16 protein-coding genes are annotated in these 21,150 nt (G+C 73.6%); 15 read left to right on the plus strand and 1 reads right to left on the minus strand.

Annotation, left to right across the window (positions count from 1 at the left end; genetic code table 11):
• Nucleotides 1-49: 49 nt before the first annotated feature.
• From ACFQS1_RS25215 to ACFQS1_RS25260, 10 genes are all read left to right on the plus strand, one after another.
• A complete protein-coding gene (locus ACFQS1_RS25215) occupies nucleotides 50-190 on the plus strand; it encodes a hypothetical protein (RefSeq protein WP_378972702.1) in 141 nt (46 codons plus the stop codon).
• A 49-nt stretch (nucleotides 191-239) separates the two neighbouring features.
• A complete protein-coding gene (locus tag ACFQS1_RS25220) occupies nucleotides 240-1,907 on the plus strand; it encodes a condensation domain-containing protein (protein WP_378972705.1) in 1,668 nt (555 codons plus the stop codon).
• Entirely contained in the window at nucleotides 1,904-4,975 is a 3,072-nt protein-coding gene (locus ACFQS1_RS25225) for a non-ribosomal peptide synthetase (RefSeq protein WP_378972708.1), read from the plus strand. Before ACFQS1_RS25220 ends, ACFQS1_RS25225 begins: the two co-directional genes overlap by 4 nt.
• 96 nt (nucleotides 4,976-5,071) lie before the next feature.
• Complete coding sequence (locus tag ACFQS1_RS25230) at nucleotides 5,072-5,812, plus strand: 2OG-Fe dioxygenase family protein (protein ID WP_378972711.1); 741 nt, start codon at nucleotides 5,072-5,074, stop codon at nucleotides 5,810-5,812.
• Nucleotides 5,809-6,906: a M20/M25/M40 family metallo-hydrolase gene (locus ACFQS1_RS25235; protein WP_378972713.1), complete on the plus strand. Its 1,098-nt coding sequence runs from the start codon at nucleotides 5,809-5,811 to the stop codon at nucleotides 6,904-6,906. Before ACFQS1_RS25230 ends, ACFQS1_RS25235 begins: the two co-directional genes overlap by 4 nt.
• The gene (lysX, locus tag ACFQS1_RS25240; RefSeq protein ID WP_378972717.1) at nucleotides 6,903-7,766 is read left to right on the plus strand and encodes a lysine biosynthesis protein LysX; all 864 of its coding nucleotides are present in this window, start codon (nucleotides 6,903-6,905) and stop codon (nucleotides 7,764-7,766) included. The genes ACFQS1_RS25235 and lysX overlap by 4 nt, the downstream gene beginning before the upstream one ends.
• Nucleotides 7,763-8,119 (plus strand): hypothetical protein, encoded by a 357-nt coding sequence (locus ACFQS1_RS25245; RefSeq protein ID WP_378972719.1) that lies wholly within the window; start codon nucleotides 7,763-7,765, stop codon nucleotides 8,117-8,119. The genes lysX and ACFQS1_RS25245 overlap by 4 nt, the downstream gene beginning before the upstream one ends.
• A complete protein-coding gene (locus ACFQS1_RS25250) occupies nucleotides 8,116-9,462 on the plus strand; it encodes a DegT/DnrJ/EryC1/StrS family aminotransferase (protein ID WP_378972721.1) in 1,347 nt (448 codons plus the stop codon). The genes ACFQS1_RS25245 and ACFQS1_RS25250 overlap by 4 nt, the downstream gene beginning before the upstream one ends.
• Entirely contained in the window at nucleotides 9,459-10,274 is an 816-nt protein-coding gene (locus ACFQS1_RS25255) for a transketolase (RefSeq protein ID WP_378972723.1), read from the plus strand. Before ACFQS1_RS25250 ends, ACFQS1_RS25255 begins: the two co-directional genes overlap by 4 nt.
• A complete protein-coding gene (locus ACFQS1_RS25260) occupies nucleotides 10,271-11,239 on the plus strand; it encodes a transketolase family protein (RefSeq protein WP_378972726.1) in 969 nt (322 codons plus the stop codon). Before ACFQS1_RS25255 ends, ACFQS1_RS25260 begins: the two co-directional genes overlap by 4 nt.
• An 89-nt stretch (nucleotides 11,240-11,328) precedes the next feature.
• Here ACFQS1_RS25260 and ACFQS1_RS25265 read toward each other — a convergent pair whose 3' ends face one another.
• The gene (locus ACFQS1_RS25265) at nucleotides 11,329-12,219 is read right to left on the minus strand and encodes a GNAT family N-acetyltransferase (protein WP_378972728.1); all 891 of its coding nucleotides are present in this window, start codon (nucleotides 12,217-12,219) and stop codon (nucleotides 11,329-11,331) included.
• Between the two features lie 54 nt (nucleotides 12,220-12,273).
• Between ACFQS1_RS25265 and ACFQS1_RS25270 the strand changes: the two genes are divergently transcribed.
• From ACFQS1_RS25270 to ACFQS1_RS25290, 5 genes are read left to right on the plus strand one after another with little or no spacing between them, the layout of a single operon-like run.
• Nucleotides 12,274-12,834 carry a hypothetical protein gene (locus ACFQS1_RS25270; RefSeq protein WP_378972730.1) on the plus strand — a complete coding sequence of 187 codons (561 nt, stop codon included), beginning with the start codon at nucleotides 12,274-12,276 and terminating at the stop codon, nucleotides 12,832-12,834.
• Nucleotides 12,831-13,847 (plus strand): BtrH N-terminal domain-containing protein, encoded by a 1,017-nt coding sequence (locus ACFQS1_RS25275; protein WP_378972732.1) that lies wholly within the window; start codon nucleotides 12,831-12,833, stop codon nucleotides 13,845-13,847. Before ACFQS1_RS25270 ends, ACFQS1_RS25275 begins: the two co-directional genes overlap by 4 nt.
• Before the next feature lie 20 nt (nucleotides 13,848-13,867).
• Nucleotides 13,868-15,193, plus strand: coding sequence for a M20/M25/M40 family metallo-hydrolase (locus tag ACFQS1_RS25280; RefSeq protein ID WP_378972734.1), 1,326 nt, complete (start codon nucleotides 13,868-13,870; stop codon nucleotides 15,191-15,193).
• The gene (locus ACFQS1_RS25285; RefSeq protein WP_378972737.1) at nucleotides 15,190-20,442 is read left to right on the plus strand and encodes an amino acid adenylation domain-containing protein; all 5,253 of its coding nucleotides are present in this window, start codon (nucleotides 15,190-15,192) and stop codon (nucleotides 20,440-20,442) included. Before ACFQS1_RS25280 ends, ACFQS1_RS25285 begins: the two co-directional genes overlap by 4 nt.
• Nucleotides 20,439-21,149 (plus strand): sulfotransferase-like domain-containing protein, encoded by a 711-nt coding sequence (locus ACFQS1_RS25290; protein WP_378972739.1) that lies wholly within the window; start codon nucleotides 20,439-20,441, stop codon nucleotides 21,147-21,149. The genes ACFQS1_RS25285 and ACFQS1_RS25290 overlap by 4 nt, the downstream gene beginning before the upstream one ends.
• Nucleotide 21,150 lies beyond the last annotated feature (1 nt).

The following is a 21,150-nucleotide window of genomic DNA, read 5'->3' on the forward strand; positions in this document are numbered from 1 at the left end:
GATTCTGGTGCCGCACTCGCTCCGGCACCCCGGGCGAGGAGGACGGGACATGGACCCTTGGTTGCGGCGGTGGAAACCGTCGTCACTGGCCCGCGTCCGCCTCGTCGCGCTCCCGCCGGCCGGTGGCGGCGCCCGCCTCTACCAGCCACTCGCCGCGCTGCTGCCCGGCGGCGTCGGGCTCATCACGTGATCGCCGCCGATCTGGAAGCCGTTTCCGCATCCGACGCCAGGAGGTTCCCGTGACGCTCGATCCCCGGGTCGAGGCGGCCTACGCGGCGCTGACTCCAGGCCAGCGCGCCCGGCTCAGCCTGGCCCTCGCCGGATCAGTGGCCGCCGCGATCCCCGCGCACACCGGCCCGCCCGTCGTTTCCTCGGGGCAGCTGCGACTGTGGTTCCTCGACCAGTTGCGGCCGGGCTCGGCGGCGTACGTCGTCCCCCTGGCCCTGCGCCTCGACGGCCCCCTCGACCACGCCGCCCTGTCCGCGGCGCTCGACGCGGTCGTCGCCCGCCACGAGATCCTGCGCACCACCTACCCGGCCCGCGACGGCCGCCCGTTCGCCCGGGTGGCTCCGGCGTTGTCCGTGTCGATGCCGGTGGTCGAGACGAGCGACGTGGCGAGGGCCCTCCGCGCCGAGGCGTCCCGGCCCTTCGACCTCGCCACCGGACCGTTGCTGCGGGCGACCCTGCTGCGCGTGGCGCCCGACGAGCATGTCCTGTTGCTGAGCCAGCACCACATCGTCACGGACGGCTGGTCGCTGCCGTTGCTCGTGGGCGAGCTGATCGACCGCTACCGCGGCGTCGCCCCGGCGGCCGCCGGGGCGAGCTACGCCGACTACGCCGCCTGGCAGCGCGACCGCCTCGACCGCGGCGACCTCGACGGGCACGTGGGTTTCTGGCGTGACCGGCTGCGCGACGTGCCGGCCCTGACGCTGCCGCCCGGACCGGGAGCCGGCACCGAGATCAGCTGGCCCGCGGACCTGGTCGCACCACTGCGCGAGCTCGCCCGCGCCGAGCGCGCCACATTGTTCATGGCCCTGCTCGCCGTGGTGGGCGCCGTCCTGGCCCGGGCCACCGGCCGGTCCGAAGTGGTCGTCGGCACCACGGTCGCCGGCCGCAGCCGTCCCGAGCTGGAAGGCACCCTCGGATTCTTCGTGAACACCTTGCCCATGCCCGTGTCGGTGGCCGGTGATCCGACTCTGCGGGAGCTGATCGGCCAGGTTCGGCGGACGGTCCTGGACGGGCTCGCGCACGCCGACGCGCCCTACGAGCGGATCGCCGCCGGCCGGGCCCGGACCGCGCTGACAAGCGTGCTGCTCACCCTGCGCGACACGCCACCCGCGATACCCGGCGTCACCGTCCTGCCGGCGCCGGTGGTGGAGCCCAAGGCTCCCCTGGGCTGGGAGCTGAGCGAGGACGGCACCGGCGGCCTGACCGGGCGTTTCGAGCACGCCCTGCGGCCCGGCGTCGCCGAGCGCCTGGAGCGCGAAGTCCGTGCCGTGCTGGCGGGCGGCCTCCGCACCGGTGCGGCGTGGCTCGCCGCCGATCAGCCGCCCACCGGCGAACCCAGCAGCGGCAGCGCGGCCGGTGAGCTGCCGCGCGACGCCGTCGAGGCGCTGGTCGTGCGCATCTGGGCCGAGATCCTCCAGACGCCGTCGGTCGGCGCGCTCGACGACTTCTTCGACCTGGGCGGCCATTCGCTGCTCGCCACCCAGGCCGCCGCCCGGCTGCAGGAGGCGCTGGGCCTGCCGGTGCCCCTGGACGGTTTGCTCGGCCTGGCCACGGCCCGCGACCTCGCCGGTTACCTGCGCGACCTCGGCGCCGCGGCCGGCCTGGACGTCGAGGCCCGCGCGGCGAGCGGCGGGCCACCGATCGCGACCGTCCGGCGGCTGGAGCGGCGAGCCCGATGAGCGACGACGTGTTCCTGCTGCCCACCTCGTTCGGGCAGGACCGGATGTGGCTGATGCAGCAGCTGGCACCGGCCGCCACGGCCTACCACCTGGCGGTCGGGCTCGAGATGACCGGCCCGCTCGACGTGGGCCTGCTGCGCGCCAGCGTCCGGGCCGCGGTGGCCAGGCACGAGGCGCTGCGCACCACCTTCGGCCTCGGCGAGCACAACAGCCTGGTCCAGGTCGTCCGCGACAGCGCGAGCGTCGACGTGCCGCTGCGCGACCTGATCGGCCGACCCGGCACCGACCTGGACCGGATCGCGTCCGCGCTGGTGGATCGGCCGTTCGATCTGGCCGCCGGCCCGCTGCTCCGGGTGGAGCTGGTGCGGACCGGCGTGCACGAGCACCGGCTGCTGCTCTGCGCCCACCACATCGTCGCCGACGGCTGGTCCCTGGCCCGGCTCGCCGCCGAGATCGGCGAGCTCTACCGCGCCGGGCGCGATCGGGACGAGCCGGACCTGCCGGGACTGACCGTGCAGCATGCCGACTGGGCCGTCTGGCAGCGCGAATGGGCCGACGGCCCGGACGCCGCCGGCGGCGCCGCCTACTGGCGCGATTCCCTGGCCGGCGCTGCCGCCCTGGAACTGCCGGCCGACCGTGCCCGCCCGGCCGTCCCGCGCTTCCGCGGCGGGGAGGTACCGCTGCGCATCCCGGCCGCCACCGGCGACCAGTTCGCCGGGCTGGGCGCCACCGCGTTCATGGTGCTGGCCGCCGCGCTGGCGGTGACCTGGTCCCGCTGGTCAGGACAGGAGGATCTGGTTTTCGGTACGCCCGTGGCCGGCCGGACCCTCGGCGAGGTCGAACCGCTGGTCGGCAACTTCGTCAACACCCTCCCGCTGCGAGCCGACCTCACCGGTGACCCGTCCTTCCGAGAGTTGCTCGCCCGGATCCGCGCCACCTGTCTCGGCGCCTACGCCCACCAGCAGGTGCCCTTCGAACGCCTCACCGAGCTGGCCGGCGGCGACCGTCGCCCCCTGATCCGTACGCTCCTGGCCATCCGCGAGCGCCTGGAGACCCGCTGGCCGGGCGTGCCCGAGCTGACCCTGCGCACCTTTGCGATCCCGACCGGCGGCGCCCAGCTCGACGTGGCCGTTTACCTCGAACCGGACGGCACCGGCGGCTGGACCGGCGAGCTGGTCTACGACGAGGACCTGTTCGACCGGGCGACCGCCGAGTCGATGGCCGTGTCGTTCACCACCGTCCTGACGGCGGCCGTCGCCGCACCTGACACGCTTGTCCGCCACCTGCCGGTGACCACGCGGCCGCACCATGCCGCCGACGGACCGCCGCCCTGCGACACGGGACTGCTGCACGCCGCGTTCGAACGGCAGGCTGCTGCCCACCCGGACGCCCCGGCCATGGACGGTCACACCTACGGCGAGCTCGACCGGGCCGCCAACCGGCTGGCCCGCACGCTCGGCGCGGGCCGCGGCGACATCGTCGGGATCTGCCTGTCCCGCTCGCCCGACATGGTCGTGGCGATCCTCGCCGTCCTCAAGGCCGGCGCCGCCTACCTGCCCCTGGACCCCGGCTACCCGCCGCAGCGGCTGCGGTTCATGGTCGAGGACAGCGGTGCGCCCCTGGTCGTCACCGACCGGGCCGGCGCGGAGGTTCTCGCCGGAACACCGGTCCGGCTGATCGACGTCCGCGACGTACCCGCCGGCACACCGGACACCTGCCCGGCCGTGACCGTGACCCCCCGCGACCTCGCGTACGTCATCTACACCTCCGGCTCGACCGGCCGGCCCAAGGGCGCGATGAACGAGCACGCCGCCGTCGCCAACCGGATCGCCTGGATGCAGGCCGAGTACGGCCTCGAACCGGGCGAGGCGGTCCTGCAGAAGACGCCGCTGAGCTTCGACGTGTCCGGCTGGGAGGTGCATTGGCCCCTGGCGGCCGGCGGCCGGATCGTGCTCGCGCGCCCGGACGGGCACCGCGACCCCGGATATCTGGCGCGGCTGATCGCGGAGCGGGAGGTGACCACCGTCCACTTCGTACCGTCCATGCTGCGGGTTTTCCTCGCGGATCCCGGCGTGCGGCACAGCGCCGGTTCCCTGCGGCGGATCGTGTGCAGCGGCGAGGAGTTGCCGCGCGACCTCGCCGCGCAGTGCCTCCAGGTGCTGCCCGGCGTGGCCCTGCACAACCTCTACGGCCCGACCGAGGCGGCCATCGACGTGACCTTTGCCGAGGTCTCGGCGCAGCCGGGCGCCCGGGTGCCGATCGGCCGCCCGATCGCCGGAGCGAGCGTGCACGTGCTCGACCGGCACGGCACACCCGTGGCCGCCGGGGCGGTCGGCGAACTGCACCTGGGCGGGATCGCCGTCGGCCGGGGCTACCACCGGCGGCCGGCCCTGACCGCCCAGCGGTTCGTGCCCGACCCGCACCGGCCGGGCGGCCGTCTCTACCGGACCGGCGACCTGGTCCGATGGCGCCCCGACGGCAACCTCGAGTTCCTCGGCCGCCTCGACCAGCAGGTGAAGATCCGCGGCCATCGCATCGAGACCGGCGAGATCGAGACCGTCCTCGCGGCACACCCCGCAGTAGGGGCCGCGGCCGTGCTCGCGCTGCCGGACAGCACGGGCGGCGCGCGGCTGGCCGCGTACGTGACCGGCGGCGCCGACCCGGTGCGGCTTCGCCGCTATCTGCGGTCCCGGCTGCCCGAGGCGATGATTCCGGCCGTCGTCATCGAGGTCGGGGAGCTTCCGCTGACGCCCAGCGGCAAACTCGACCGCGGCCGGCTGCCCGCGCTCGGCGCCCAGCCGGCCGGCGCCGCCGCCGAGCCGCCCCGCGGGGACACCGAGGAGGTTCTCGCCGAGATCTGGCGCGAAGTGCTCGAACGGCCGGTCGGGGTCGAGGACGACTTCTACGACCTGGGCGGCGACTCGCTGCGGGCGGTCGCCGTGCTCGCCCGCGCCCGCGACCGAGGACTGTCGCTGCCGGTGGCGCTGCTGCTGGGCAACCACACGATCCGCGACCTGGCGACCAGCGTCGGGGAGATGCCCCATACCGGGGACGCCGTTGTCGCGTAGGGGAAATTCCCTGGTATCGGCGCCACATCGATGAATCTTAATCTGCGGTCATACCCGACGGCAGACCGCCGGCGGGCCATCCGAGGGGGAGCTAGTTTGAACACTGCGACCGTACCCAGCGATCCGTCGGCGACCGTACGGATCGACAAGCGCGCCGCCGAGCTCACGGCGGACGGCTTCATCGCGCTCGGCGGCGACGACTTCGGCATCCTTGCCACCGACCCGGATCTGCGAACCCTGCACGCCGAGTGGGACGAGCTGCCACTCGACGAGGCGATGCCGGCCGGGGCCACCTTCCGGCACCGCCGCTTCGGGCGCCTCGGCGTCGAGATCGACGGGCGGGGCGCGTCCCTCAGCCCGCTGCAGCACACCACGTTCAAGCAGGACGCCACGATCAACCCGATGCACATGGGCCGCGAGCGCAATTTCGCGCCGCTGAGCCAGCAGACGCTGCGGCTGCCCGTGCTGCACGCGCTGATCGCAACGGATGCCGGTATCGCCGCCGCAGCCGCGGGTATCCGGTCCTGGATCGTCAACCTGCACTTCGTCCGGATCATCGCCCGCGGTGACGAGGCCGGCCTGCCGACGCCGGAGGGCCGTCACCGGGACGGACACCTGTATGTGGCGATGCACCTGCTCGGCCGTTCGGGCTGCACCGGCGGCGAGTCGCGGGTCTACCGCGGCGACGAGCAGGTGGCGAAGCTGACCATGACCGATGTCCTCGACTCGCTGATGGTCGACGACAACCGGGTCAGCCACGAGGTCACGCCGATCGTGCCCGACGGCGGCCGGGGCGTCCGCGACATGCTCCTGGTCGACCTGAACGCCGCGGCATGAGCGGCGTTCCTGCGCTGCCCGCCGCCGGGGCGGATGTCGCCACCTGCGTCGCGCTGCTGCGCGCGGTGGTCGGCATCGCCTCGCCGTCGGGCGCGGAGGAGCCGGTGGCCCGCGAGTACGTCCGCTGGATGACCGAGCTGGGCCTGCGGGCCGGGCTCGACCATGCCGGCAACGCGATCGGCGAGACCGGACCGGCCGGCGCCCCCACGGTGGTGCTGCTCGGCCACTTGGACACCGTGCCCGGCGAGGTGCCGGTGCGCTGGGACGGGTCCCTTCTCTACGGCCGGGGAACCGTCGACGCCAAGGGCCCGCTGTCGGCCATGGTGTGCGCGGCCGCCCGGGTCGGCCCCGATCTTCCCGTACGCCTCGTCGTCATCGGCGCCGTCGACGAGGAACGCGAGTCGATCGGCGCCCGGGCCGTGGTCCACGCCTTCGACCCGGCCGCGGTGATCGTGGGCGAGCCGAGCGGCGCCGACGCCGTGGTGATCGGCTACAAGGGACTGATCCGCCTCGCCGTCGACGTCATCCGCCCGGCCGCGCACTCCAGCACCGTCGACCCGAAAGCCATCGAGGTCGCCGCCGACCTGTGGCAGCGGATCCGGCAGTGGCTGCCGGTGGACCCGGACCGCCCCTGGTTCACCCAGGCCCTGCCCACTCTGATCCGGCTCGACGGCGACGGCGTGCGAGCCCGGCTGACGCTGTCGTGCCGCACGCCCGTCGGCTTCGACCACGCCGGCTTCCTGCGCCGGGTGACCGAGGCGGCCGGCGCGGACCGCGTCACTGTCATCGAGAGCACCGCCGCTGTGCTGCGGCCCCGGACCGACCCGGTCGCGCGGGCACTGTGCGCGGCTATCCGGCGATCGGGGGCCACGCCGCGTACGAAGGTCAAGCTGGGCACCGCCGACATGAACGTGGTGGCCCCCTACTGGCCGGTGCCGACCGCGACATACGGGCCGGGCGACTCGAGCCTGGATCACACCGACGCCGAGCACATCGACGTCAACGAGTACCTGCGCGCGATCGACGTCCTCGCCGGCGCCCTGCGCGACATCGCTTCCGACGTGCTCAACCCTGCCCAGGAGCTAAGCCGATGACTCAGCGACCACTAGCCGTCCTCACCTCCCGGGTGCGGATCGAGGAGCGTCTGCTCTTCGCGGAGCTCGACCGCCGCAAGGTCCCCTACGAGCAGTTCGACACCCGCCACGCGATGTTCCGGGTCGACGAGCCCGCGCTGCCGTACGGCGCCGCCCTCAGCCGGGAGATCTCGCACACCCGCAACCTGTACGCCGCCACCCTCTTCGAGCACGCCGGCCTCCGCGTGATCAACAGCGCCAGGATCATCGGGCTCTGCGGCGACAAGCTGCTCACCGCCCTGGCCCTGCATGCGGCCGGGCTGCCCACACCCCGGGCCATGGTGACGCTGACCCCGGAGGCGGCTCTGAACTATCTCGACGACTTCGGCTACCCGGCGGTCGTCAAGCCCGTCACCGGATCCTGGGGGCGGCTCGGCGCGCGGCTGCACGACCACGAGGGCGCAGAGACCGTCCTCGAGCACCGGGCGGCGCTGCCCAGCCCGCAATACCAGATCGCCTACGTGCAGGAGTACGTCGACAAGCCCGACCGCGACATCAAGGCGTACGTCTTCGGCGGCGAGGTGATCGGCGCCATCTACAAGACGTCGGCCACGCACTGGCGCACCAACACCGCCCGGGGCGGCACCCCGCTGGTCTGCCGGCTCACCGACGACCTGGTGAAGCTGCTGAGGAAGACGGCCGACGCGATCGGCGACGGCATCCTCGGCATCGACGTGCTCGAGGATCGCGACGGCCGGATGTACGTCAACGAGGTCAACCACACGCCCGAGTTCCACGGCGCCGTCGAGGTGCTCGGCGTGGACCTGGTCGGCGCGTACGTCGACCACGTCCTGTCCCGGATCGGCGGGCAGCCGGCATGACCGTCAGCCAGGACGCCGCGATCGGACTCGACATCCCGCTGCGCGGCCAGTTCATCGAGGTCGCGCCCGGCGGATACGACTGGATCCAGATGTGGTTCTCGGGTGTGACCGGCGAACAGCCCGGCGACGAGGCCGACGAGGTCGACGAGGTCTGGCTGCACTACCAGGACGGCGCCGACCCGGAATGGCTCTACCTGGCGCAAGCCACCCGAGTGCCCGTGCCGCGGCACGCGACCCTGATGGCGTTCCGGCTGCCCGAGCGGCCGGGCGTCAGGCTGTCCGGCTACCGGCTCGTCGCGGCGGCCGAGGATCGCGTGGAGGCGGCCGGCGACCTGGTGCGGGTGACGTCATGAGCGCGCTGGCCATGTTCGGGGGCGCGCGCGCCGTACCCGAGCAGAGCATCGGCCAGGCGCTGGTGCGGTGGCCTGTCGTCACCGAGGACGAGCGATCGGCCGTGCTGCGGGTCCTCGACAGCGGCAAGTTCACCTCCAACAGCATGGGCCTCGGCGAGGTCCAGCTGCTCGAGCGCGAGTGGGCCGGCTATGTCGGCGCACCGCATTGCGCCGCGCTGTCCAACGGCACCGCCGCCGTCGCGCTGGCCCTGGCCGCGCTCGGCCTGCAGCCCGGCGACGAGATCCTGGTGCCCGCCCTGACCTTCATCGGGTCGATCGCGGGGCCCGTGCAGCGGCTGATCGTGCCGGTCTTCGTCGACATCGACCCGCGCACGTTCACCATGGACCCGGTGGCCGCCGAGGCCGCCGTCACGCCCCGCACCCGTGCCGTCCTCGCGGTCCACCTGCACGGGCTGCCGTGCGACATGACGGCGCTGCGCGAGCTGGCCGAGCGGCGTCATTTGCTGCTGGTCGAGGACGCCGCCCAGGCACACGGCGCGACCTACCGGGGTGTGCGGGCCGGCGCGCTCGGCGACGCCGCGGCCTTCAGCCTCAACGTGACCAAGAATCTGCCGACCTGCGGCGAGGGCGGTCTGGTCACCACCGTGAGCCACGAGGTGCACGAGCGGATGATCCGGCTGCGCCAGTTCGGGGAGGACCTGCGGCCGGGCCGCCCGCGCGACTACGTGTCCCGGGTGCTGGCCGGCAACGAGAAGATGAGTTCGGTCCAGGCGGCGTTCGCCCGGAGCCAGCTCGACCGGCTGCCGTCCTATGCCGACGCCCGTGAGCGCAACGCCCGGCGGCTGTTCGACCGGCTCGGCGTGCTGCCCGGCCTGGTCGTGCCGCTGGTGCCCGAGGACCGTACGCACGCCTGGCACATCCTGCGGATCCGCTTCGATCCGGCCGCAGCCGGATACCCGGACGTCGCGCCCGGGCCGTTTCGTGCCGCCCTGGCCCGCGTGCTGCAGGCCGAAGGTGTTCCGGTGCAGCCGTACCAGCTGGTCCCGCTGCCCGGCCAGCGCGTGTTCCAGACCCGCGAGGGCGTCGGCGGCGGGTATCCGTGGTCGCTGCCGGGCGTGGCCGAGCACGACTACCGCATCGAGGATCATCCGGTGACCATGGCCGTCATCGAGGACTCGCTCACCTTGCAGCGCTGGCACCTCAACCCGGACAGCGGGCCGGTGCTCGACCTGGTCGCGGACGCGTTCGAGAAGGTCTGGTCCCACCTGGACGCGGTCGCGACGATCGCCCGGTCCGCGCCGTACACGGTCCCGTGGGCCGGCAGCATGGCGGTGGCGGCATGAACCTCGACGATCTCGCCGGACGCCGCTGGACGATCCGCGAGCGCATCCTGCGGATGGGCGCGAGCCCCACCGGCGCCCACGTCGGCGGCAGTCTCTCGGCCGCCGACATCCTCACCGTGCTCTACGGCGCCGTGCTCGACGTGCGCCCCGAGAATCCGCAGTGGCCCGAACGCGACCGGTTCGTGCTCAGCAAGGGCCACGCCAGCGCCGCGCTTTACGCCGTCTTCGCCGAGTTCGGCTTCCTCGACCCGGCCGAATGTGACACCTACGGCCAGGCCGGCGGCCGGCTCGCCGGGCACCCGCTGCGCCGCCTGCCCGGCATCGAGTTCCCCACCGGCTCGCTCGGCCACGGCCTGTCCCTCGGCGTCGGTCTCGCCCTCGGCCTGCGCCGGGCGGCCGCCTCCCAGCGCGTCTTCGTGCTGCTCGGCGACGGCGAACTGCAGGAGGGCTCGGTCTGGGAGGCGGTGATGGCCGGGTCGCACCTCGGCCTCGGCAACCTCACCGCGATCGTCGACCGTAACGGCTGGCAGATCAGCGGCACCACCGAGGAGTGCCTGGCCCTCGAACCGCTCGCCGATCGGTGGCGCGCCTTCGGCTGGCACACCTTTGAAGTGGACGGGCACGACCTGGCTTCGCTGCACGGCGCGCTCACCGCCGCGCCCGGCGACGGCCCGCGGGTCGTGCTGGCCCGCACGATCAAGGGCTCCGGCGTCCCCATGTTCGAGAACCGCAAGAAGAGCCACTACGTGACCATGAACCCGGCGCTGCACCAGCGGGCGCTCGCCGGTCTGCGGACGAGGAGCCGGATGTGACCGTCCAGGTGAGCACCGAACCGGGAGCGGACTGGGCCACCCGGTACGCCGGCGCCTGCCGCGATCACTACCGCCGGGTGCTGCTCGACATCGCCCGCGCCGACCCGCGGGTGATCTGCGTCGACTCGGACACCGGCGGCCTCGAGGACGGCTTCGCCGCGCAGCTGCCCGACCAGTACGTCAACGTCGGCATCGCCGAGGCCAACCTGATGGGCGTCGCGGCCGGGCTGGCCGCCACCGGCCGGATCCCGTTCGTCAACACCATCAGCAGCTTCGCGGCCACCCGCGCCTGCGAGCAGCTCAAGATCGACGTCGCGGGCAACAACCTGCCGGTCAAGGTGGTCGTCACCCACGGCGGCCTCTCCGGCGGCCACTACGGGCCGACCCACCACGCCCTGGAGGACATGGCTATCGTCCGGACGTTGCCGCACCTCACGGTGGTCGTCCCCGCCGACGCCGCGGAAACCGAGCGTGCCGTACGCGCGATCGTCTCCACCCCCGGGCCGGTGTTCCTGCGCCTGGGGCGATCGGCCACCCCCATGGTCCACGAGCGGCCCTACGAATTCCGGCTCGGCGAAGCCGTCACCGTGCGATCGGGCGACGACGTGACCATCGTGGCGACCGGGCCGTACCCGGTGCACTTCGCCGTCCAGGCCCACGAGCGCCTGGCCGAGCGGGGCATCAGCGCACGGGTGCTCGACCTGCACACGATCAAGCCGCTCGACGAGGCCGCGATCGTGGCCGCCGCGTCTCAGACGCGCGGCATCGTCACGGTCGAGGACCACCTGCGCATCGGCGGTCTGGGCGGTGCGGTGGCCGAAGTGGTCACCGAGCACCGGCCCTGCCCGGTGCGCCGGATCGGCGTGGCGGACGGCTTCCACGACGAGGTCGGCTCCGAGCTGGAGCTGCTGACGGTCGCGGGTGTGTCGGTGGAGCGCGTCGTCGCGGCCGCCGCGGCGCTGTGACCTCGGGCCGCGCCGTCGCCTGGCCGGCCGGCGTCGCGGCCCGGAGCCGCGGCCACGCGCGGTTCGCGGGCCGCGACCTGGTCACGACGTCAGCGGGCGGCCCGCCGCCGGGGCAGGCGCCAGAGGGCGAGCAACTCGGGCGTCACGGTACGCGGCATCCGGTACGCGGCGACCTCGCCGTGCGGCCGGTCGTACCCGATCACCCCGCCGTCCAGCACGGACCCGCCGCACCCGGCGAGGCGGCCACGGATCGGACCGGCCTCACGCGCCGGGCCGGCGGCCCACCCGTCGGCGCCGAGCAGCCCGAGCCCCGGCTCGGCGCGGCGCAGCACGCTCAGCGCGTCGGTCACGTCGGTGTAGGTGCGGGCGACCGTCCGGTTCCCGTTGCCGTGCCACACCACCAGCACTCCGTAGGCCACGGCGGCGTCCTCGCCGTCCCAGGGATGGTCCAGTGGCGTAGCGGACCCGGCGAGCTCGCGCCGCATCGCGGTCTCGGACAGTGGCTTGTCGGGGTTGGGGAAGTGGCGCACGGTCCGGTAGCCGAGCCGGGCGTAGAACGGCGGGTTGCCGCGCTCCACGACCGCGTCGAGCGCGACGGCCGGTGCGCCGGCCGCGGCGGCCCGTTGCTCGAGGCGCCGCATCAGCGCCTTGGCGAGCCCTTTGCCGTGCATCCGCGGGTCCACAGCGAGCCGCCGCACGGTCCACGCGCCGTCGGGCGCGACGAACGACCGGACGCTGCCGACGAGCCGCCGGTCGCCGTCCCCGGGCACGTGGGCAAGGCACAGCCAGGCGCCGGCGGCCAGGTCGGCGGCGACAGCCGCGGCTGTCTCGTGCGCGCCGTCGGCGATCGGCAGGCCCGCGACGGGCTCCGGCGCGAGGAACGCGGCTTGCGAGACGGCCGCGACGGCACCGTGGTCCACCTCGGGACACCCGGTGACAGCCCCGGGGTCTTCCGACATCGACAAACTCCACTCGGTCATCGCCACAATATGGCCTATAAGACAAATATCGGTCAAGCAGCGGGAGGAACAGACATGCGCACAGCCACCGCCGACCTGCGGGGGCAGGTGAACAACACCGGCATCGCGGCCGCCGAGCATCCGACGGCGGGGGGATTCAACATCTGGGCCAACACCTATCCCGCCGACCAGCTACCGCCGGCGGGCTCGACGGTGGCCGTGGGTGGCGTGCCGTTCCTGTTCCCGGCCGCCGCCACCGGGAGTCCGGACAACATCCGGTGCCGCGGTCAGCGGATCCCGCTGACGCCGGGTGAATACGACTGGCTCTACCTGATCGCGGCCGCCGAGCGCCGCACCGAAGACCTCGTCGCCCTGCACTACGCCGGCGGTCGCGTCCGGCGGCAGTGGCTGCGCGTCTCCGACTTCTGGCCCGAGACGCCCGCGCGCTTCGGCGAACGGGAGGCGTATCGCACCGACCGGATGCTCTACCCCCGCCATGCGCAGCACCGGATGGCGCCGCCGATCTGGCGCTGCCGCGTCCCGATCACCGTCCCCGGCGTGGTCGAAGCGCTCACACTGCCCGACAACCCCGCGATCCACGTCTTCGCGATCACCGCCGCGGGAGGGCCGTCATGAGAGTCGTTCTGCCCGGCATCCGGCACTGGCGCCACGACCTGACCCACTGTCTGCACACCACCATGGGCGTCCTGCTCGGCTTCCACGGCGTCGACCCGCTGCACGCGCTCGGCGCCGGCTGGGGTTTCTTCTATCCGGCCGACGACGTGCGCCGGGAGGAGTACTACTACCCCTGCGACGGGAGATCTCTGCTCGCCGCACTCGCGCCGTACCACCCCGTGGCGTCGCGATGGCACGAACCGCCCGGCCCCGGGGAGGGCTGGTCGCAGCTGCGCGCCGCCATCGCCGCCGGCGCCCCGGTGGCGGCGGCCGTCGACAACTATTACCTGCCATTCCGGCCGGCCTACACCGATGTGCACACCAACCACCTGTTCACCGTCTACGGCTTCGACGACGAGGCCGGCACGGCGTTCGTGGCCGATCCGGTGCCGCCGCGGTTCCAGGGGACGATCCGGCTCGGGGAGCTCGCCGCCGCGCGGGGCTCGGAGAATCCGATCGAGCACGACCGGGACCTGTTCTTCACCGCCAACCCGCTGGGCAACCGCTGGCTCAGCGTCGAGGTCGGCCGCGACCGGCCCACATGGGACGTGGACTTCCTGCGCGACGTGCTGCAGGGCAACCTCGCCGGCTTCGCCCAGCACGGTGGACCGGGGGTCTACCGGGGCATCGCCGGGCAGCGCGCGTTCCTCACCGACCTGCTGCCGCGCATCACCGAAGGTCCGCACCGTATCGACGAGGTCTTCATCATCGCCGGGGCGGTCCTGGCCGGCACCGGGCTGCACGCCGACTTCCTCGCCGAGTCCGGCCGGCGGTTCAACCGGCCCGTCCTCATCGAGCTCGGCCGCCGCGTCGACCGGATCGCCCACCACTGGTCCGCGCTGCGCATCGCCGTCGCCACGGCCCGCGCCGAACCCGGGGCGGCCGTGCCCGCCCTGCTGGACCGCTCCCGCGCCCTGCTCGATGACCAGGAACGCGTCCTGCACCGCATGGCCCGCGTGGCGGCGGCGCTGTGACCGCGCAGAAAGGCTCCGCCATGGCCGATGACATCGATCCAGTCGCCCTGCTGCAGCGCCTGATCCGGATCGACACCACCAACCCGCCCGGCAACGAGACCGCCTGCGTCACCTTCGTCGCCGACCTGCTCGCCGGCATCGGCATCGACTGCACCGTCGTCGGTCTCGCACCCGGCCGCGCCAACCTGGTCGCCCGCGTGCCCGGCGCCGGCCTCGCGCCCCCGCTGGTGCTGCAGGCACACGCCGATGTCGTACCCACCACCGGCCAGCGCTGGGCCCACCCGCCCCTCGGCGGCGAGATCCACGACGGGCAGGTGTGGGGCCGCGGCGCGATCGACATGAAGGGCGGCCTCGCGATGATGCTGGCCGGCCTGCAGCGCCTGCACCGCGACGGCGAACGTCCCGCGGGCGACGTCATCCTCACCGTCGTCGCCGACGAGGAGGCCGGCAGCCACTACGGCGCGCACTATCTGGTCACCGAGCACGCCCATCTGTTCGACGGCGCCCGCTACTGTGTCGGCGAGGACGGCGGCGCCGGGCTCAACCTCGGCGACGACCTGCGCCTGCACCCGATCGTCGTCGCCGAGAAGCGCGGCGGCTGGCTGCGGGCCACCCTGCGCGGCGCCGGCGGCCACGGCTCCCGGCGCCGCACCGACACCGCGATGACCAAGCTCGCGGCCCTGCTGTCGGCCCTGCAGAGCCACCGCCTTCCGACCCACGTCACGCCCGCCGCCGACCGGATGCTGCAGGCCCTCGCGAAGGTGCTACCCGCGCCGCTCGCCGCCACGATGGAGCAGTTGCGCGACGAACGGGCCGACCCGGGCGCGTTGCTCGCCGCCCTGCCCGACCCCGACGCCGCCGTCTACCTCGACTCGGTCACCCGCAACACCGCCAACCCGACGATCGTCCGCACCAGCGAGAAGATCAACATGATTCCGAGCGAGGTCACCGTCGACATCGACGGCCGGATCCTGCCCGGTGGTCACACCCTCGATGCCTTCGTCGCCGAGGTTCGCGCGCTGATCGGCGACGACGCCGAGATCGAGGTGCTGCTCGAGGGCGAACCCATGCCGGATCCCGCGTTCGGGCCCTTCTACGACCTGCTCGGCACGCTGGTCGAGGAACTCGACCCGGACGCCGTGCCGTTGCCGATGATCACGCCGGCGTCGACCGACGCGCGGCATTTCGCCCAGCTCGGCATGGCGTGCTACGGCTGGCTGCCGATGCGCCTGCCCCCGGGCAGCCGGTACCACGAGCTGCTGCATGCCGCCGACGAGCGGATACCCGTCGAGTCCGTCCGGTTCGGCGCGCAGAGCCTGCACCAACTGCTGCGGCGGTACCGATGACGAATCCGTCCACCCTGGTCGAGCTGCTCGCCGGGCGGGCCGACCGGCAGCCCGCCGCCACCGTCTACGTCTTCGTCGCCGAGGACGGCACCGAGACCGCCGCCGACCATGCCTGGCTCGACCGGCGCGCCCGGGCGGTCGCCGCCGCCCTGACCGCCGCCGGCGTCGTGCCCGGCGACCGGGCCCTGCTGATGTTCGCGCCCGGCCCCGAGTACGTCGTCGGCTTCTTCGCCTGCCTCTACGCCGGCGTTGTCGCCGTCCCCGTCTACCCGCCGTCCGGCGCCCGCGGCCTCGAACGCATCGCCGCCGTCATCGCCGACTGCTCCCCGGCCGTGGCCCTGGCGACCGCCGACGTCGTCGAGCTCGCCGCGACATGGCCCGCGAGCGCCGCGCTGCGCTGGCTCGCCGCCGACACCGTGCCCGACGACGACGCCGACGGCTACCGGCCGCGCCCCCAGGAGCTCGCGTTCCTGCAGTACACCTCCGGTTCCACGGCGACGCCCAAGGGAGTGCGCGTCACGCACGCCAACCTGCTGCACAACACCGCCACCATCGTCCGTGCGTGTGGGCTGGGTCCGCACGACAAGGCCGTCAGCTGGTTGCCGCCCTACCACGACATGGGCTTGATCGGCGGCATCCTGACGCCGCTGCGAGCCGGATTCCCGGGCATCCTGCTGCCCCCGATGGTCTTCGTCCGTCACCCGCTGCGCTGGCTCGACGCCATCTCGCGGCACCGGGCCACGGTCAGTGCCGCCCCGGATTTCGCCTATGCCGATTGCGTACGCCGGACAGACCCGGACACCCGCGCCACGCTGGACCTGTCCACGTGGCGTCACGCGCTGGTCGGCGCGGAAACGGTCCGCCCGGCCACGCTACGCGCCTTCGGGTCCGCCTTCGCCGCCGCCGGCTTCACCCCGGACAGCTTCTACCCCTGCTACGGCCTCGCCGAAGCCACCCTGTTCGTGACCGGAGGCCGGCCCAGCTTCGCCCTCCTCGACCGCGCCGCCCTCGCCGCGGGCCGTGCCGTACCCGCCGCCGGCGCCGGTCGCGATGCGGACCACCCGGTCGCGTCCGGCGCCATGGTCACCGGTGCCGTCGAGCTCGCCGGGTCGGGCCGGCCGCTTGCGCCCGATGTCGTGACGATCACCGATCCGGCGACCGGCGAGATCCTTGCCGAAGGGGCGGTCGGTGAGATCCGGGTCGAGGGCCCCACGGTCGCCGGCGGGTACTGGTCCGGAGCGCATCCCGCGTTCGCGGAACCCGCTCTGCGCACCGGCGACCTCGGCTTCCTGCGCGACGGCGCGCTCTTCGTCACCGGACGGATCAAGGACATGCTGATCGTCCGCGGGCGTAACCACGACCCGCAGGACGTGGAACAGACCGCCGAACATGCGCACCCGTCGTTGCGCCCGCACCGCGCGGCGGCGTTCACCGTGCCCGCCGACGGCGAACAACTGGTGCTGGTGCACGAGGTGGCCAAAGGCTTCGTGCGGACCGACGCCGCCGCGATCGTGTCCGCGGTCCGCGCCGCCGTCCTCAGCGAGCACGGCCTGCACGTCCACGACGTGGTCCTGGTCCGCGGCGGCACCATTCCGCGTACCAGCAGCGGCAAGATCCGCCGCGCGGCGACGGCTGCCCGGTACCGCGAGGGCGACCTCGAACGCCTCGGTGCCGGTGCGGACCCTGATGCGCCGGCCGTGCGGGCAGAGCCCGTCGATCCGCGCTTGGCGGCCGTCGTCGCACGCGTCCTGCGCCTGCGACCGGACCAGCTCACCGGCTCCGACAGCCTGGTCAACCTGGGCATGGACTCACTGCGCGGCGTGGAACTGCAGGCCGCCCTCGCTGACGAGCTCGGCCTGCACGTCGGCCTGGACCGCCTCCTCGGCCCGATCTCACTGGCTGCTTTGCCGTCCACCGGCCCGGACGCGACCGGCTACCGTCCGGTCGCTCCCGGCGGGTCACCGGACGGCGGCGAAAGCGGATCACCGGACGGCGGTGAAAGCGGATCACCGGACGGCGGTGAAAGCGGATCGGCGGATGCCGGCGACGGCGGATCGGTGCGCGGGGGCGACGGGGAATCGTCCGCGAACGGGAAAGGCCGGCCGGCGGGCGCCCGGCGAAGTGGTGCGTCGACGGGGCAACATCGACTGTGGTTGTCGCAGCGGGCCGAGCCGGACTCCCGCGCCTACCACGTCGGCGCGGGCGCCGAGATAGCCGGGCCGTTCGACGCCGAGCTCTTCGCCGACTGCCTGCGCAAGGTCGCCGACCGGCACGAGTCGCTGCGCACCACCCTGCACCTGGACGACGACGGCGTCCTGCGGCAACGCGTCCACGGTGACGACGCGCCCCTCGCGATCACCGTCGCGGAGACCGGCGATCCGGACGGCTGGGCGCGCGCCTTCGTCGCCGAGCCCTTCGACCTGGCCGAGAAGCCCCCGGTGCGCGTCGCCGTCCTGCGCCTGACCGGCGACCGTTGCCCGGCCGGCACCGGCCGGCCCGGCGCGAGTCAGGCCGTTGTCCACCACGTTGTCGTCGCTGCGCACCACACCGTTCTCGACGCGGGCTCGCTGGAGATCGTCTTCGGGGAGCTGGCGGCCCTCTACCGCGGCAACGGCGCGGCCGACCTGCCCTCCGCACGGCAATACCGGCAGCTCGCACCGCCCGCGCACGACCCGGACGGCCTGAACTACTGGCGGCGGCAGCTGGCCGGCGCCGAACCGTTGCGCCTTCCCGCACCCACCGGACCCGCCGCCGAGACGGTGAGCGCGCCTGTCACTGTGCCGGGCGACCGGCTGCGCGAAGTCGCCCGCGCGGCCGGTGCCACCGCGTTCATGGTGCTGCTGGCCGCGTTCGGTGCGACGCTCTGCCGTTGGACCGGCCAGTCCGGCGTCTCGGTGGCGGTCCCGTTGAGTGGCCGCGACCGGCCCGGTGCCGCCGGCGTCGTCGGGCTGGTCACCAACACGGTCGCGCTGCGCGTCGAGACGGATCGGCGGGAGACCTTCGCCGCGCTGTTGGACCGGGTGCGCCGGGTCTGTCTCACCGGGTACGCCTACGGCGGCGTGCCGTTCGATCAGGTGGTGCAGGCGGTGAACCCGGACCGGACGGCCGGCCGCACACCCGTGGCCCAGGCGATGCTCGCCCTGCGCCGACTGCCGTCCCCGGTCCGGCTCGGCCCGGACACGACGGCACGCGCCTACGAGGTGCCTCTGCAAGACGCGCAGTTCGACGTGGCTCTGCAACTCACCGAGGAGGCCGACGGGGTGATCGCCGGGTCGATCGTCGGGCGCGCGGGGGTGTTCAGCGCGGCGGATGTCCGGCGGCTGTCCGGCGCGTACGGGGAACTGCTGATGACCGCTCTGCGGTCGCCGGACCTCGCGGTCGGCGGGCTCCCGGTGGGACCGACGCCGGTGCCGGTCGGCGCGGACGTGCCGCCGGCGGCGGATACGCTGCACGACCTGTTCGAGCGGCGCTGCGATACCGCCGGCGACCTGGTGGCGGTGGATGGCACGCTCACCTACGCCGAGCTCGACGCCCGCGCCAACCGACTCGCGCACCGGCTGATCGCCGCCGGGGTGCGCACGGAGGACCTCGTCGGCGTGTGCCTGCCGCGCTCGCCCGAGATGGTGGTCGCCGTGCTCGCGGTGCTCAAGGCGGGCGGTGCCTACGTTCCGCTGGACCCGGACTACCCGCCCGAGCGGCTGCGGTTCATGCTCGCCGACGCGCAGGCGAGAGTGGTGCTCACGACCGCCGGCGTCGACGTTCCGCCGGGGACCGGGGCCGAGCTGATCGATGTCCGGGAGGACCTGGGGGCGTTCTCCGTGAACCGGACCGGTGTCCGGGTGGGCCCGGACAACCTGGCCTACGTGATCTACACATCCGGGTCGACCGGGCGGCCCAAGGGCGCCATGAACACGCATCGCGCCCTGGTCAACCGGATCGAGTGGATGCAGCGGGAGTACGGGCTGACACCCGGCGAGGGCGTGCTGCACAAGACGCCGCTCAGCTTCGACGTGTCGGGGTGGGAGCTGCATTGGCCCCTCGCCGCCGGTGCCCGCGTCGTGCTCGCCCGGCCCGGCGGCCACCGCGATCCCGGCTACCTGGCGGCGCTGATCCGCGACGTGGGCGTGACCACGGCTCACTTCGTGCCGTCGATGCTGCGCGCGTTCCTCGCCGATCCGGCCGCGGCTTCGTGTGCCGGGACCCTGCGGCGGCTGGTGTGCAGCGGCGAGGCGCTCCCGCCCGGCCTGGCCGCGACGTGCCACGACACCCTTCCCGGCGTCGAGTTGCACAACCTGTACGGCCCGACCGAGGCGGCTATCGACGTCACGTTCTGGCACTGCGTGCCGGGTGCCGCCACCGTCCCCATCGGACGCCCGGTCGACAACGCGCGGTTGCCGGTTGTCGACGTGGGCGGCTCGGGCGTCCCGGTCGGCGTGGCGGGGGAACTGCACATCGGCGGGATCCCGGTCGCTCGCGGCTACTGGCGCCGTCCGGGCCTTACCGCGCAACGGTTCGTGCCGGACCCGGACGGGCACGGCCGGCGCCTCTACCGCACCGGCGACCTGGCCCGGATCCGCCCGGACGGCGCCTTGGAGTATCTCGGGCGGCTCGACCAGCAGGTGAAGATCCGCGGGGTGCGGATCGAGCTCGGTGAGATCGAGGCCGCGCTCGCCACGCATCCGGCGATCGCGGCTTGCGCGGTCGACGTGCGCCCCGGCCCGGGCGGCCTGCCCCGCCTGGTCGGATATCTTGTCACCGCGGATCTGCCGCCCGTCGCCGACCTGCGCCGGCATCTCGCGCAGCGGCTGCCCGAAGCGATGATCCCGGCCGCCTACGTAGCCGTGCCGTCGCTTCCGGTCGGCCCGAGCGGCAAGCTCGACCGCCGCGCCCTGCCCGAGCCCGGCGCGCACGCCGCGGCCGGCCACGTGCCGCCGCGCACCGCCGTCGAGGAGATTCTCGCGGGGATCTGGGCCGACGTGCTCGGTGCCGACCGGATCGGCGTGCACGACGACTTCTTCGACCTTGGCGGCCACTCGCTGCTCGCCACCCAGGTCCTGGCCCGGGTGCGTGCCGCGTTCGGCGTCGAGCTGCCGGTCGCCGAGTTGCTGTCCGGGCGGCCCACCGTCGAGCACCTCGCCGAGGTAGTGGTGCTGCGCCAGCTCGGCGACACCGACCCCGACGAACTGCTCACCCTGATCGCGGCGCTGACCGACGACCGTACCGACGACCTTCCTGGGGGAAACCGATGACACCGGCCGTTCTCGCGCTCTGGAGCGCGCCGCGATCCCGCTCGACCGTGTTCTTCCGGGCCATGCTCGAGCGCGGTGACCTGCTTGCCCTGCACGAGCCGTTCTGCAACGTCGCCGACTACGGCGAGACCGACATCGACGGCCGGGCGGCGCGCTCGGAACGCGAGGTCATGGACGGCATGCGGAACGCCGGGCGGCCGGTGTTCTTCAAGGACACCACCGACCACCGGTACGACGAGGTGATCGCCGACACGGACTTCCTGACGGGTGTGCGGCACACGTTCCTGATCCGCCGTCCCGAGGAGATCGTGGCGTCCTTCGCCGCGCTCAAGCCGGACATGACGGTCGGTGAGGTAGGGCTCGAGTTCTTGTACGAGATCTTCACCGCCGTCCGGCAAGCGACCGGCGAGACGCCCCTGGTCGTGGACTCCGACGACCTGATCGCCGACCCGGCCGCCCTGATGGCGGCCTACTGCGCCGAAGTGGGCCTCGACCACCGGCCCGAGGCCCTGTCGTGGAACGCCGGCGAGCGGTCCGAATGGAGCAGGTCGTCCCGGTGGCACGCGGGCGTGCGTGGCAGCACGACCATCGAGCGCCGGGCGTCGGTCTACGAGCGGACCACCGCGACCGATCCGGCCCTCGCCGCCTTCGCCGCCCACCACGAGCCGTTCTATCGCCGCCTGTACGAGCACCGCCTGCGCCCGTGAC

The organism is Paractinoplanes rhizophilus (assembly GCF_042664765.1).
GTDB lineage: Bacteria > Actinomycetota > Actinomycetes > Mycobacteriales > Micromonosporaceae > Actinoplanes > Actinoplanes rhizophilus.

Bases quoted from the DNA above. Each gene is read 5' to 3' on its own strand.
- ACFQS1_RS25215 (WP_378972702.1), top strand. From the start codon at position 50: ATGGACCCTTGGTTGCGGCGGTGGAAACCGTCGTCACTGGCCCGCGTC.
- ACFQS1_RS25225 (WP_378972708.1), top strand. From the start codon at position 1,904: ATGAGCGACGACGTGTTCCTGCTGCCCACCTCGTTCGGGCAGGACCGG.
- ACFQS1_RS25235 (WP_378972713.1), top strand. From the start codon at position 5,809: ATGAGCGGCGTTCCTGCGCTGCCCGCCGCCGGGGCGGATGTCGCCACC.
- lysX (WP_378972717.1), top strand. From the start codon at position 6,903: ATGACTCAGCGACCACTAGCCGTCCTCACCTCCCGGGTGCGGATCGAG.
- ACFQS1_RS25245 (WP_378972719.1), top strand. From the start codon at position 7,763: ATGACCGTCAGCCAGGACGCCGCGATCGGACTCGACATCCCGCTGCGC.
- ACFQS1_RS25250 (WP_378972721.1), top strand. From the start codon at position 8,116: ATGAGCGCGCTGGCCATGTTCGGGGGCGCGCGCGCCGTACCCGAGCAG.
- ACFQS1_RS25255 (WP_378972723.1), top strand. From the start codon at position 9,459: ATGAACCTCGACGATCTCGCCGGACGCCGCTGGACGATCCGCGAGCGC.
- ACFQS1_RS25265 (WP_378972728.1), bottom strand. From the start codon at position 12,219: ATGACCGAGTGGAGTTTGTCGATGTCGGAAGACCCCGGGGCTGTCACC.
- ACFQS1_RS25270 (WP_378972730.1), top strand. From the start codon at position 12,274: ATGCGCACAGCCACCGCCGACCTGCGGGGGCAGGTGAACAACACCGGC.
- ACFQS1_RS25275 (WP_378972732.1), top strand. From the start codon at position 12,831: ATGAGAGTCGTTCTGCCCGGCATCCGGCACTGGCGCCACGACCTGACC.
- ACFQS1_RS25280 (WP_378972734.1), top strand. From the start codon at position 13,868: ATGGCCGATGACATCGATCCAGTCGCCCTGCTGCAGCGCCTGATCCGG.
- ACFQS1_RS25285 (WP_378972737.1), top strand. From the start codon at position 15,190: ATGACGAATCCGTCCACCCTGGTCGAGCTGCTCGCCGGGCGGGCCGAC.
- ACFQS1_RS25290 (WP_378972739.1), top strand. From the start codon at position 20,439: ATGACACCGGCCGTTCTCGCGCTCTGGAGCGCGCCGCGATCCCGCTCG.